We start from the raw sequence: 13,606 nt of genomic DNA on the forward strand, positions 1-13,606 counted from the left end.
GAGCGCAAATCAACAGACATGACCTCTTGAGTACATTGCCATTTTTGTTATTACACTCACTCCCATAAAATACTTTATAACTCATATTTCCATAATAAAATAGGCTAAATAGTATAAACAATGATTCGACAAAAAACTTCATATAATATTAGAAAAGTTCTTTTCGATATCATTTTTATAATTTAGATTCTCAATGGATATGTTATAAAAAAGGAGTGAAGCATAATGCCCAGAGGGAAAGAATTAGAACAGTTGCCAATGGCAAATATTGCGCCTGGCGCTGGGAAGGATGCAGGTAAATATAATCGAGAAGTGCTAGGAAGTATAGTCCAACAAGAACAGCCGCATCCAGGGGACATTGATAAGGAAAATGAGGACATGATTTAAGGCAGGCTCCCAAGCCTGCCTTTTACCTTCATAAATAAATGAATTATTCTTCGAAGAGTTCACCAATTTCCACTATTGTTCTTTCTTCAAGTGGTCCCCGCAAATGGACTGTTGCCGTTTTTCCATCTTCATTTAATTGGTCAATCCATACGGAAGCCCCGTTATATTTGACCTCAATATCAGCGGAAGAAGATAATATTTGTTTTACACGATTCACATTCATATTTTCACTCCTAATTAAAATATTTGTAACCGCTTTCTGAAACTATATATTATAGAAGAAACTCGGTTTTACTTGATAATTATCGTTCATAAGGCTCAATTTGAACACCATTGATCGTACCGGGTTGATCAATCTCTTCAAGACTATTTAAATAATTAGTCAGTTCTACCTGCAAGTCCTTTGGAGCACCCGGTTTTAAATGCCAGTTACCGGGTTCATCAACGAAATATGGACTCTTCGTAAATTCAGGCCTTATTCTCGGCATGGTAATTTCTCCTTTTTATAATAACTATATATTTAGACTAACCAGTAAGCATGGAAGTCATGCAAAATCCCCATCTTTAAAGATAAGTCAAATATCATATTGCATCCCCATTTTTTCAGGTATAGAATAGATGGAAATCACTTTCATATTGGAATTTCCATCATTTGGTTGAAATTAAATAAAGAAAAAGATGAAACTAATTATAAGTGTAATCGTCTTATATAATTGAGGATTGAAAATAGTCATGTCCAACATATAACCAACATAAGATTAAAGGGATATTAATTGACACGGATTAAACAAGCCGTATGGGGAAATCGGTTTGTCGAATGAGCTAGAAAAAAGACGTAAGTTTTAGAGCGTATATTATTTGAAATGGAATATTTTATGTTTTTCTTTTTTGAAAATCTGTGTTATAGTAATTGAGGTTCGTTTACCGGAGCTTATTTTGGTAAGTGAGAGGAGAATTATAGAGATGAATAAAATTAGACTACCTAAAAAATTCAGCAATAGTCATATTACATTCTTCGCCATTGCCGTCGTATTATTCTGGATCAAAACATATGCGGCATATCAAATTGAATTTAACTTAGGCATTGATAATAGCCTGCAGAAATTTTTGTTATTGATTAACCCTTTAAGCTCAGCGCTTTTCTTTTTTGGAATTGCACTTCTATTTAAGAAGCGTACAAAGCTTGTCATGATTATTACTAACTTCTTTTTATCATTCTTGTTGTACGCAAATATTGCCTATTATCGCTTTTTTAATGATTTTATTACCGTGCCAGTTTTAATGCAGACTAAGACTAACGCGGGACAGCTTGGGGACAGTGCCCTATCATTAATGTCACCCTTAGATATTTTTTATTTTACCGATATGTTCATCTTAATTGCTTTAGCATTAACAGTATTTAAGAAAGTAACGGTAACGAACAGAAAATCCTTTAAAATTGTTTTGCTTTTTTCAATCACTACGTTTTTATTTAATCTTGGTCTAGCCGAAAAGGATCGACCGCAGCTCTTAAGCCGTTCCTTTGACCGAAATTATTTAGTCAAGTATCTGGGTGCTTATAACTTTACGATCTATGACGTGATTCAAAATATTAAATCATCAAGTCAAAGAGCATTAGCTGATTCAAGTGATATTACAGATGTTGAGAACTATCGTAAAGCGAATTATGCAGCTCCAAACCCTGAGTATTTTGGTAAAGCTAAAGGAATGAACGTCATTTATATTTCGATGGAATCCTTTCAAAGCTTTATGATTAATTATAAAATGCCGAATGGGCAGGAAGTAACACCATTTCTTAACTCGTTAACACATGACAAAAACACGTTTTATTTTGAAAACTTTTATCATCAGACAGGGCAGGGAAAAACGTCTGATGCTGAGTTCTTGATGGAAAACTCATTATATCCAATGGCTCAAGGTGCCGTTTTTGTTAACAAAGCACAAAACACTTATCAAGCAACTCCTTCTATCCTAAAGGGTTATGGATATAATTCAGCAGTATTCCACGGGAACTATAAAACGTTCTGGAATCGAAACGTAATGTATAAAGCATTAGGTTATGATCAGTTTTTTGATGCTGAATACTATAGCATGAGCGATGAAAATACGAAGAACTATGGCATGAAGGATAAACCTTTCTTTAAAGAATCAATGCCATTACTAACAAGCTTGAAACAACCTTTCTATACAAAGTTTATTTCTTTATCGAACCATTTCCCATTTGAAATGGATCCAGAAGATACTGATTTTCCTGCAGGCGATACCGGTGATACAGTTGTTAACCAGTATTTCCAATCAGCACATTATATGGACCAAGCATTTGAGCAGTTCTTTAACGATTTAAAAGCTTCTGGTTTATATGATAATACTGTAATTGTTATGTACGGTGACCACTACGGAATTTCAGAAAACCATAATGATGCTATGGCAAAGGTTCTTGGGGTTGATGAAATTACTCCAACAATCAATGCTAATTTACAGCGAGTTCCATTATTTATTCATGTTCCTGGTGTAAAAGGCGGTATTCAGAAGCAGTATGGCGGTGAAGTTGATGTACGTCCTACACTTCTGCATTTACTAGGAATTGATACTAAAGATTACATGGAGTTTGGATCAGATTTATTATCTAAGGACCACCGCAATTGGGCTCTATTCAGAAATGGAGATTTTGTCTCACCTGAAGTAATTCAGATTAAAGACAAATGCTATTCCACTGCGACTGGTGAAGTAACGGATAAAGCCAATGCTTGTAAGGATATTAGTGATAAGGTAAATACTGAGCTTCAAATGTCCGATGAGGTTGTATATAAAGACTTATTACGATTCTATAAGCCGCAGGGATATACCCCTATTAATCCGAACGATTATGAATATTTAGGACCAAAAGGGAATAAAGGAACCAAAACGACTGAAAATAATTAAACTTGAGAGAAGAAATTTTCTTCTCTCTTTTTTCTGTTTGATAGGTAAGCAGGTAGGGGGAGCACTGATGAAAATAGTTTTTTTTGAACCATTATGTATTTTTTTTGTAATGATTACATTCATTCTTTCAGGATGTTCAAGTGGGGAAGTAGCAGAAAAGGTCAAGACAGAAAAAAATTCAACTCCACCAGTGGTTCATAACGAAAAAGAACCTTCTTCAACTGAAGAAGTTAATAAAAAGAATTTACTACCTTCCACAATTGTTAAAAATATAGATGGTGATACGGTGGAGGTCAACTTAAATGGAAAGGTCGAGAAGATCAGGATGCTTTGTGTGGATACACCGGAAACGCATCACCCCCGCCTTGGGGTACAGCCTTTTGGACCAGAGGCATCTGCATACACGAAAAAAATCCTTTCCGTAGGAACGAAGATAGAAATAGAACCTGGCATTGGTAATGGCCGTGACAAGTATGGTCGTTTGCTAGCATATATTTATGTTAATGGAAAAATGTTTAATGAGATGCTTCTTGACCAAGGCCTTGCACGAGTTGCCTATATTTATGCGCCAAATACAAAATATGTGGATGAATTTTATGCGATTCAAAAAGAAGCTCAAAAAAAGGGTATTGGCATTTGGTCCATAGAAAATTATGCCCAGGAAGATGGTTATCATGCTTCGAACGCTCAAGGGACCAAAGAAAAGGCCCCTGCTTCGCAACCCGGCACATCAGCGAAAAGTAATTTCCAAAATAACCCTAATGATGATCAGGAATCAAATCTTGGCTGTAAAGGGAAAATTAAAGGAAATGCAAATTCTCATATTTATCATGTTCCAGGTGGTTCTTACTATGTTTCCACCAACGATAATATCGTTTGGTTTTGTACTGAAAAGGAAGCTCAGGATGCTGGCTACCATAAATCAAAACGGTAGGATAATAAATTTTATAAAGGAGCAGTGAGCAATGTTAGAAAAGCTCACTGTTTTTTTTATTTTTTTATGATATTAAAATAGCTAAGATTTGATGATTATCATATAATATATGAAATATATGCAACGATAGGGGGGAGAGCACATGCGAGACGTAAAATTAATAAATATCTTTGAACATCATATTGCACAAAAATATTTAAATCGCTCTGGACTTGCTCATGCGATTGCAGTCGCGTATCATGCATTTCACTTAGGGAGAGAGCAAAAGCTTGATGTGGATATTGCGTCTAAAGCAGGACTTCTTCACGATATGGGGCACTATACATGGTATAAAAACGGAAAATGGGATTATGAATTGTACAAGCAGAATGATATTCACGCCATAAAGGGAGCAGAGCGTGCCCATAAGCTGTTAATTCGTCTTGGAGAAAATCCAATAAAGGCAAAAACAATTGCTCTGGCCATTTTATTTCATACAGATTCATTTTTGCCTTCGAATGACATCGTACGGACACCTTTGCAGCAAATCGTAAAATGGGCAGATGAAAAGGATGAAGAAGAAGGCGGAATGCATCATTACCGAACAATTGATTATGAGAGAGCAAAACAAAGTATCATTCGCCTTGATCAATGGATAGATGCGGAGATCTCTGAAAAATAAAGGATAACAGCTGTGTAATTACTTGCACAGCTGTTATTTTTTTACTGTAAAATATTGAGGTAATTACCAAAATGGTGTAAAATTTCACTATAGTGGCAAATTCGATTACATTCAGCTATAAAAATACATACCCAATTATTGTTCGTTAAGGGGGATAAAGATGGAGCCTAATAGCAGGGAAGAGAAAAGAAGAATCTTCAGGCAGGAGCTTTTCACCTTAAGGGAGGAAGGATACTTAACAAAGAATATCGTAGAAATTGTCGCGAAAGCACATAATCAGTTTCATTTGGATTTAATCGGGGAAGAGGCAATCCAAATGCCAATTGAAAAGAAAATACCGATAAATAAAAAAGTGGATCCGCCTATACCTCAAAAAGTAAAAAAGACACTATCACCTGAAGAAATTCGTGAAAGGAATATTACGTGGTCCCTAAATATAGGGGTCATTTTCCTCTTAATAGGAGGCTTATTTGTAGCCACCAGTAACTGGGAATCAATGACAAGTGTGATGAAAAGCGGTTCTATTGCCATTGTTTCGTTATTATTTTACGGAATTGCCGTGCTTGCAGCTAAAGTGTTGAAAATTGACAAAACAGCGTTTGCTTTTACTGTGTTAGGCAGTTTGTTTTTACCTATTTTTATTTTGTCACTTGGCTGGTTTGGTCTTTTAGGCACTTATTTTTCGATTAGCGGTGCAGGAAAATATGTCCTAGGTATGCTGGGGAGCTTTCTTCCGCTCATCGTTTATACAACATTTGCTAGTAAGTTGAAATCTAGATTATTTGTTTGGTTTTCTTATGTAACAGTCACTGCCGGGGCAGCATTTTTAGCAGCTTCATTGAAGCTTAGTGTCGATTTCTTTTATCTCGGTATGATGCTTTTTAATGCCATCATAATTATCATATATAATAGGTTTAAAGGTAATGATGCATATAAATTATTTACAAAAGAATTTGTCCCATATGTACAAGTCAATCTTGTTCTTTGTACACTTTTTATGCTGTTTTTATATGATAATGAAGTATTATACAGCTTCAATCTTCTCCTAACAGCCATCATATATTTGTCTATGATGTTTGTCAGCGGGAGAAAAGAATATCATTTTATTTTTAGTATCATGGTTGTATATGGGGCATATCAGTTGATTGAGCATAGTTTCCTAGATTATTTTGGAGCGGTAATCTATGCAATGGTTGGTTTTGCAATCGTGTTTGTGCCAAAGGCACTTGGCGGGAAATTCGCTCTAGATAAAGTCTTTCAATATACAAGTGCAATTATCTCAGGTTTCGCCTTTATCTACATTAGCCTTGAAGGAATTTTACTGCGTGCGGACAATCCATCCATTGTGTTAATGCTGGCTTATATAGTTATAGCTGGTAATTTTCTCTATTTATCCCATAACAGTAAGATGAATTTATTCCCTTATTTAAGTGCTGTTTTTACTGCATCAAGTCTCTATGAAGCGATCGCAATGCTCGCTAAACCTATTCAAATGAGTATTTCTTTATCTGTTTTTATAACAGGTTTTATTCTGTTTCTCGTTTTAGGAATTGTTGTTTCAAATAAAATTATTAAAATCATTCAGAACAGTTCAAAGGATGTTGGATTGGGGCTTATGGCCTTGGCCATAATGTCAGCCCTTGTTTTCTTCAAGTGGTGGGAGCTGGGAGTCATGCTTTTGGTTGTTACTGTCATTTCCTTTTTAGTCATTAAAAAGGAAAAAAGGCGCTACTATAAAGATGCAGCCTTTTGGGTTTTGCCCGTATCATTTGGTCTTGCCGCGCTGGCATTTGGTGAAGAAATCAATTCAAACTCTCCAATTTACTATGCAGAATACGGATATGCTGTAAACTTTGCTGCTGGTGCTTTCCTTGTTTTAGTATCAAGCTTTGCTTGGAGAAGAACTGCTGAAAAAGAGTTAGAACGAATATCTTTGTATATTTCGCAAGGATTTTACACAATTAGTATTGCTTGTGCCATTTTTTGCCCAATTAATGTTCTTTGGGTTCAGCCGTTTGTTTTATTAATTGGTATTGGTATGTATTATTATTTGTACAAAAAAGTTGGAACAAAATGGGTTCCTTATCTTATTTGCTCTGCAACCTTTCTCACTTACTTTTCCATCGTAAATGCAGTTTCCCAAAAGATCCATTTAAATCAAACAGCTAATTCTTTAATGGCTCCAACAAGTGTAGTTATTCTGCTTTTAATCGCTTTAATCAATCGTAAATCGGATGAGAAATTATTCAATGCTTTTGCTTGGACAGGACACGTCATATTTCCATTCGCTCTTGCCTTTACCTGGTTTTCCTATAACAATGAATCCATTTATAGTTTTATCACAGCATTAGTAGTATACGGGCTAAGTACAAAATATGCTATTAAAGAATGGAAGATTAAGGTATTTTTATATGGCGGTTTTACAGCACTTTTTGTTACGGTATCCTTGGCAATGGATGAAATCCTCGTTCAATATTTTGGAAATTACGAATTTCCGATCACCAGCTGCATCATCTTACTATTTTCACTGGCGGTTAATAAGGGGATGCAACGAAGAACATCCTATTATTTAGTGCCATTTTCGATCGTGGGAATAGGTTTGATGATCATGAATTATCCATTTACATGGGTTCCATATATCATTACATGCCTATATGCTTTTGGAACCGTATTTTATTTGCATAAAATTAAATGGAGTCTCATTGGGATCATTCCATTATTCTTAGCATTTTTAGCTACTGCAGAAATCTCTTATGTAAGTGACATGAATGAAGTTGAAAAAATGCTTTTAACTGGCGGAATGGGTATTGTATTGTCTATACTCGGCCAATTCACGTACAAAATGTTGTTGGAAAGAGGAAGAAAATTGCAGGAGATAAAAATTGATGGTTTTACTATCATTTCTTTCTTGTGTTTTTGGTTGATGTACTTTTTTGAAAATGAAGCTTTGTGGAGTCATGCTATTCCGGGCTTACTCATCGCGGCCTCATTATGGATGCAAAGGAAAAGAGTGCCCGAAAATATTTCTGAATTTATGTCGATCCTTGGTGGGGCCTATTTATTACAACCGTACTATTCGATCATTCATGAACTCAAAATCCCAGCACTTTGGGTGAGGGAGGTAGAAGTTCTTCCGTTTATTTTGCTGGTGATTTTCAGCCGTTTCCTTTTAAAAGGCAGATATTCGGAAATTACTAAAGCGATTCAATGGGGAGTCTTAATTATTGTTGCTCTCCTTTTAATCCAGGATGGTTTAGCAAGCAGTACGATATATGATGCGATAATTTTAGGTTCCCTCTCGTTATTATCGATGATATCAGGAATGTTCTTACAAATTAAGTCTTACTTTTTTACGGGTGCCGTTGTATTACTTTTAAATGTATTCCTGCAAACACGTCCTTACTGGGGCAATATGCCGTGGTGGTTTTACCTATTAATAGCAGGCTTAGTCTTAATTTCTATTGCAAGCTTTAATGAATGGCATAAACAAAAAGTATTAAAAGGGGGAAAGACGTTTATTTCGAGCTTAAAGGAGAAGGTAATTGATAGAATCAAACAATGGGACTAATAATCTAAATAGTCTTGTGGTAATTTATTAGCGGATAGGTACATGCCTGTCTGCTATTATTTTGGTGTTTTTGACCAATCAGTCAAAGCAATCTTATAATTTGTCGTTGACCTAAGTATTCATTTCATATATAGTAGGAATTGTTATGACCAGTCAGTCAATAATTAGTTCTCCCAAAATAGAAAGGACACAAAAAAATGAATCGAATTATTAATTTTTCGCTTAAAAACAAGTTTGCTATTTGGTTAATTACTTTAATTATTACGGCTGCGGGATTATATTCTGGTTTAAATATGAAACTTGAGACATTGCCGGATATTACAATTCCCGTGGTGACTGTTACTACAGTTTATCCGGGGGCAGCGCCTGAACAAGTGGCAGAAAAAATTTCGGAACCGATTGAACAGCGCCTTAAAAACCTAAATGGTGTAAAAACGGTCAGCTCCAACTCCTTCCAAAATGCTTCAGCGATCCAAATTGAATATGCCTACGAAAAGGATATGGAAGAAGCGAAACGAGAGGTAGAGGAAGCCTTGGCAGATGTTACCCTTCCAGAGGGAGCCGTGAAACCTGAAATCTCCCGGATTAGCTTTAATGCTTTTCCGATTCTCGCTTTAAGTGTCTCCAATGAGGATAAATCCTTGGATCAATTGACGAATGATGTGGAAAAGCAAATCCTCCCGGCCTTGGAAGGGTTAAACGGTGTTTCATCTGTAAAAATTGCCGGTCAGGAAGTCAAAGAAATTCAATTAACCTTTAAGGAAGATAAGTTAAAACAATTCGGACTAAATAAAGATACCGTTCAAAACGTAATCAAAGGGTCAGATGTCACTTTCCCATTAGGCTTATATACCTTTAAAGATACTGAAAAATCAGTAGTGGTGGAAGGAAACATTAAATCGCTGAATGATCTGAAAGACATGAAAATCCCAGTTGTTCCCGCACAGTCTCAAGGTTCGACAACTAGTTTCCCAGGGCAGTCTGAGGCGGCACAGGGTGCACAAAGCTCAGCAGGTCAACAGTTAGGACAAGGTAATACAGGTTCACTCAAACAGGCACCACAATTACCAACCATCATGCTTAAGGATATAGCGGATATCAAAGAGGTAGGACGTGCTGAGTCAATTTCTCGGACAAATGGTAAAGAAGCAATTGGAATTCAAGTTATTAAGGCTGCGGATGCGAATACCGTTGAAGTTGCTAATGAGGTAAAAGCAGAAATTAAGAAATTCGAGAAAAAAATGAAGGGCTCCGAATTCGAGACAACTTTTGACCAAGGAAAACCGATCGAAGAGTCCGTTAGCACGATGCTAAATAAAGCATTATTTGGAGCATTATTTGCTGTAGTCATTATCATGTTGTTTTTAAGAAGCTTTAAATCAACACTGATTTCGATCATTTCAATCCCGTTATCGCTTTTAATATCCATTTTGTTATTAAACCAAATGGATATTACCTTGAATGTCATGACCTTAGGAGCTATGACTGTCGCGATTGGCCGTGTCATTGATGACTCCATCGTCGTGATTGAAAATATTTACCGGAGGATGTCATTAACGGGTGAGGAACTGAAAGGAAAAAATCTCATTCGCTCTGCGACGAAGGAAATGTTTATTCCAATTATGTCCTCTACAATTGTAACGATTGCTGTTTTCTTACCATTAGGATTAGTAAAGGGACAAATTGGAGAATTGTTTCTTCCATTTGCGCTTACCATTGTGTTTGCATTATTGGCATCCCTGCTTGTAGCAATTACAATCGTTCCAATGATGGCCCATACGATGTTCAAAAAGGGAATTGACCGAAAGCACCATCATGACGATGAGAAACCTGGAAAACTTGCTCAGGTATATAAACGGATATTAAACTGGTCCCTTAATCATAAAATTATTACCATTAGTTTGGCTATCCTTTTGTTAGTGGGAAGTTTCGCCTTAGTGCCATTAATTGGCGTAAGCTTTATTCCCTCTGACGAAGAAAAAATGGTTGTGGCTACCTACAAGCCTGACCCTGGCCAAACACAGGATGAAGTTACAAAGATTGCCAATCAGGCAGAGGATTATTTTCAGGACCGTAAGGGGGTAGAACTTGTCCAATATACAGTTGGCGGGGAAAACCCAATGAATCCAGGGGCATCAAATCAAGCGATGTTTTTCGTAAAATACGATAAGGATACGGAAAACTTTGATAAAGAAAAGGATTTAGTCATTAAAGAACTGCAAAAAAACACAGGTAAAGGTGAATGGGGAACACAAGACTTCTCTGGCGGCGGTTCAAGCAATGGCCTAACCTACTTTGTATATGGTGAGAAGCTGTCAGATATTGAACCGACAGTTATGAAAATCGAAAATATAATGAAGGATAATAAGTCGCTTCGAAATGTAGATACGAGCATGTCCAAAACGTATGACGAATACACATTAACGGCTGATCAGGAGAAGCTGAGTAAGCTTGGATTAACAGCTGCACAGATAGGGATGGAGTTATCACAAAACCGTTCCCGCCCTGTTATCACAACCATTCAAAAAGACGGCAAAGAATTAAATGTTTATCTGGAAGTTCCGAAACAAGAATATTCGACTGTGAATGATTTGACCAATAAAACAATAAAATCAGCCATAGGCGAAGAGGTAAAGATTGCAGATTTGGTGCAGATAAACAAAGGTAAAACATCTGATACGGTTACAAGAAGAAATGGTGAAATTTATGTTTCTGTCAGCGGTGAAATTACCAAAAAGAATATCGCTAAAACTTCAGCTGCGATTCAAAAGAAGGTAGATAAAATATCTGTACCTGCAAATGTTACAGTGAAGACAGGTGGAGTAACTGAAGATATTAAAGAATCGTTTACACAATTAGGGAAAGCGATGCTCGCTGCGATTGCGATTGTATATTTAATTTTGGTTATTACGTTCGGTGGAGCGTTAGCACCATTTGCCATCCTGTTTTCGTTACCATTCAGTATTATCGGGGGCTTAGTTGGATTATTAATTGCGGGAGAAACCATCAGCATTTCAGCGATGATTGGAGCTTTGATGTTAATTGGTATTGTTGTTACAAATGCGATTGTTCTGATTGACCGTGTTTTAAACAAGGAAAAAGAAGGATACAGCACAAGAGAAGCATTACTAGAAGCAGGGGCAACAAGACTTCGTCCAATTCTAATGACAGCTATCGCCACGATCGGCGCACTTATTCCATTAGCTTTAGGAATTGAGGGCAGCGGCGTTATATCCCGGGGATTAGGGGTTACAGTAATTGGCGGTTTAACGAGTTCAACCCTTTTGACTCTTGTGATTGTGCCAATCGTATATGAGGGATTAAGAAAAAAGAAAAAAATGAGTGTTGAAGCGGAACAATAGGATTATATTGAAAAATAACATAATGTTTGTTATAATAGTAATAACTTAATAATCGTTTTTTGGAGGAGTCTGTCACCAAGGGGGTTTTTATGTCCTTTGGTTGACAGGCTTTTTTGTATCAAATTAGGGTCTGTTATTCATTAACAGGCCCTTTTTATTTTTTATAGAAAGAAAGGTGATGGGGATGAATTTAATTTTTGAGTTGGCGATTATTTTACTTGCATCTAAGATTGCTGGGGATATAAGTGTTAAACTAGGGCAGCCCTCGGTATTAGGGAAGCTTTTGATTGGAATAATACTCGGACCCGCAGTATTAGGAGTCGTTTCAGAAACGGCCACTCTAGAGGAACTAAGTCAAATTGGTGTAATTTTACTAATGTTTATTGCGGGATTGGAAACGGACCTAGACGAATTTAAACGGAGCGGCAAAGCTTCATCACTTGTAGGAATTAACGGAATTATTGTCCCTTTAGGAATAGGCTATCTAGCTGGTTACCTAATGAACATGTCGACAATCGAAGCTTTATTTTTAGGGTTATTGCTTTCGGCGACAAGCGTAAGTATTTCCGTTCAAGCACTTAAAGAACTAAATAAAATGCAGTCAAAAGAAGGAACTGCCATTTTAGGTGCAGCCGTAATAGACGATGTTCTTGTGATCCTTGCTTTAGCCTTTTTAATGAGTATGGCTGGCGGTGAGGTAAATCTAAGCATGATTGTTTTGAAAAAGGTCATCTTTTTTGGAGGTGCTATTTTAATAGCTTGGAAGGTTGTACCTTGGGTATTAAAAAAGTTTGCGCCACTAAAGGTGACGGAATCAATTATTTCGGCTGGATTAATTATCTGCTTTCTTTATGCCTATGTGGCTGAATTAGCGGGAGTAGCGGCGATTATAGGAGCTTACATTGCTGGAACTGCTATTAGCTTAACAGATTACAAGCGGGAGATATTTGAAAAGGTTGAAACTATTGGTTATTCCATCTTTGTTCCTGTTTTCTTTACTTCTATTGGTGTGAAAGCAAGCTTCGAAGGTCTGTTAGAAAACTGGGGTCTGATTATTGGACTTAGTATTCTTGCAATCTTAACAAAATTAATTGGAGCGGCTCTAGGAGCTAGAATGGCCCGCTTTTCTTGGAAAAGCTCGCTGGGAATCGGCGCTGCCATGGTTTCCCGCGGGGAGGTTGCCCTAATTATTGCTTCAATAGGCTTAGAAACAAAGCTAATCACTGAAGCATTATTTTCTATTTTAGTTATAGTCGTCCTCATTACAACGATTGTTACTCCACCGATGATGAAATTCTTTTTTAAACAGGAGCGGAATAAAAAAGCCATGAAAAGTACTGCTTAATGAAGAAGACATCCAGTCAGATGATAGACTGGATGTCTTTTCTTTTAAGCGGGTAAAGAAATATCCATCCGTCGGAAAAGTTAAAACCAATATCAAACTTATACTAAGATTCTTTTTTAGCTTTTTTTACATGCACCCCCAAAACCGGAAAAAAAAACACGAATAATTTGGTAACTTGAAAAAACTAATTTACTTAGGAGGTTAGATATGGGAAACGTACTGATTGATATTGACAAATTACTAGAAGCTACTGCAGATCTAACATCTGGGAAGAATAGTCATAAAGGAAAACCGGTTGAGATTGATAAATTGCTTGATAACACACGTGATTGGTAAATCATATTTTGGTTCCCTGGCTCATAACTTAAAAATATACTATCAGAATGCCTTCTAATTAATTAGGAGGCATTTTCTTTTTATCATTCCT

The 13,606-nt window shown here is 36.6% G+C and carries 10 protein-coding genes; 8 read left to right on the plus strand and 2 right to left on the minus strand.

The annotated features are described in order from the left end of the window. The first annotated feature begins 225 nt into the window (after nt 1–225). On the plus strand, nt 226–387 hold the full coding sequence (locus V7161_RS12490; protein ID WP_289988357.1) for a hypothetical protein: 162 nt from the start codon (nt 226–228) through the stop codon (nt 385–387). A gap of 43 nt (nt 388–430) precedes the next feature. On the opposite strand, the gene V7161_RS12495 is transcribed toward V7161_RS12490, so the two are convergent. After that, nucleotides 431–610 (minus strand): H-type small acid-soluble spore protein, encoded by a 180-nt coding sequence (locus V7161_RS12495; RefSeq protein ID WP_223595475.1) that lies wholly within the window; start codon nt 608–610, stop codon nt 431–433. 79 nt (nt 611–689) lie between these two features. Next, the gene (locus tag V7161_RS12500; protein ID WP_289988354.1) at nt 690–875 is read right to left on the minus strand and encodes a hypothetical protein; all 186 of its coding nucleotides are present in this window, start codon (nt 873–875) and stop codon (nt 690–692) included. A 475-nt stretch (nt 876–1,350) separates the two neighbouring features. Between V7161_RS12500 and V7161_RS12505 the strand changes: the two genes are divergently transcribed. The 7 genes from V7161_RS12505 (at nt 1,351) to V7161_RS12535 (ending at nt 13,515) form a co-directional block, all read left to right on the plus strand. Then, a complete protein-coding gene (locus tag V7161_RS12505; protein ID WP_335445458.1) occupies nt 1,351–3,309 on the plus strand; it encodes an LTA synthase family protein in 1,959 nt (652 codons plus the stop codon). A gap of 67 nt (nt 3,310–3,376) precedes the next feature. Further along, nucleotides 3,377–4,243, plus strand: coding sequence for a thermonuclease family protein (locus V7161_RS12510; RefSeq protein ID WP_335445459.1), 867 nt, complete (start codon nt 3,377–3,379; stop codon nt 4,241–4,243). Between the two features lie 142 nt (nt 4,244–4,385). Beyond that, nucleotides 4,386–4,904 (plus strand): HD domain-containing protein, encoded by a 519-nt coding sequence (locus tag V7161_RS12515; protein ID WP_223595479.1) that lies wholly within the window; start codon nt 4,386–4,388, stop codon nt 4,902–4,904. Between the two features lie 160 nt (nt 4,905–5,064). Next, nucleotides 5,065–8,472 (plus strand): hypothetical protein, encoded by a 3,408-nt coding sequence (locus V7161_RS12520; RefSeq protein ID WP_335445460.1) that lies wholly within the window; start codon nt 5,065–5,067, stop codon nt 8,470–8,472. A 197-nt stretch (nt 8,473–8,669) separates the two neighbouring features. Continuing rightward, nucleotides 8,670–11,834, plus strand: coding sequence for an efflux RND transporter permease subunit (locus V7161_RS12525; RefSeq protein ID WP_335445461.1), 3,165 nt, complete (start codon nt 8,670–8,672; stop codon nt 11,832–11,834). A 184-nt stretch (nt 11,835–12,018) separates the two neighbouring features. Next, nucleotides 12,019–13,179: a cation:proton antiporter gene (locus V7161_RS12530; protein ID WP_335445462.1), complete on the plus strand. Its 1,161-nt coding sequence runs from the start codon at nt 12,019–12,021 to the stop codon at nt 13,177–13,179. 207 nt (nt 13,180–13,386) lie between these two features. Further along, a complete protein-coding gene (locus tag V7161_RS12535) occupies nt 13,387–13,515 on the plus strand; it encodes a hypothetical protein (RefSeq protein WP_263297924.1) in 129 nt (42 codons plus the stop codon). Nucleotides 13,516–13,606: the final 91 nt, after the last annotated feature.

The organism is Neobacillus drentensis (assembly GCF_036965425.1).
GTDB classification, from domain to species: domain Bacteria; phylum Bacillota; class Bacilli; order Bacillales; family Cytobacillaceae; genus Neobacillus; species Neobacillus drentensis_F.

Coding starts and splice junctions, on each gene's coding strand:
- V7161_RS12500 (WP_289988354.1), bottom strand. CDS start 875: ATGCCGAGAATAAGGCCTGAATTTACGAAGAGTCCATATTTCGTTGAT.
- V7161_RS12515 (WP_223595479.1), top strand. CDS start 4,386: ATGCGAGACGTAAAATTAATAAATATCTTTGAACATCATATTGCACAA.
- V7161_RS12495 (WP_223595475.1), bottom strand. CDS start 610: ATGAATGTGAATCGTGTAAAACAAATATTATCTTCTTCCGCTGATATT.
- V7161_RS12530 (WP_335445462.1), top strand. CDS start 12,019: ATGAATTTAATTTTTGAGTTGGCGATTATTTTACTTGCATCTAAGATT.
- V7161_RS12505 (WP_335445458.1), top strand. CDS start 1,351: ATGAATAAAATTAGACTACCTAAAAAATTCAGCAATAGTCATATTACA.
- V7161_RS12525 (WP_335445461.1), top strand. CDS start 8,670: ATGAATCGAATTATTAATTTTTCGCTTAAAAACAAGTTTGCTATTTGG.
- V7161_RS12520 (WP_335445460.1), top strand. CDS start 5,065: ATGGAGCCTAATAGCAGGGAAGAGAAAAGAAGAATCTTCAGGCAGGAG.
- V7161_RS12510 (WP_335445459.1), top strand. CDS start 3,377: ATGAAAATAGTTTTTTTTGAACCATTATGTATTTTTTTTGTAATGATT.
- V7161_RS12535 (WP_263297924.1), top strand. CDS start 13,387: ATGGGAAACGTACTGATTGATATTGACAAATTACTAGAAGCTACTGCA.
- V7161_RS12490 (WP_289988357.1), top strand. CDS start 226: ATGCCCAGAGGGAAAGAATTAGAACAGTTGCCAATGGCAAATATTGCG.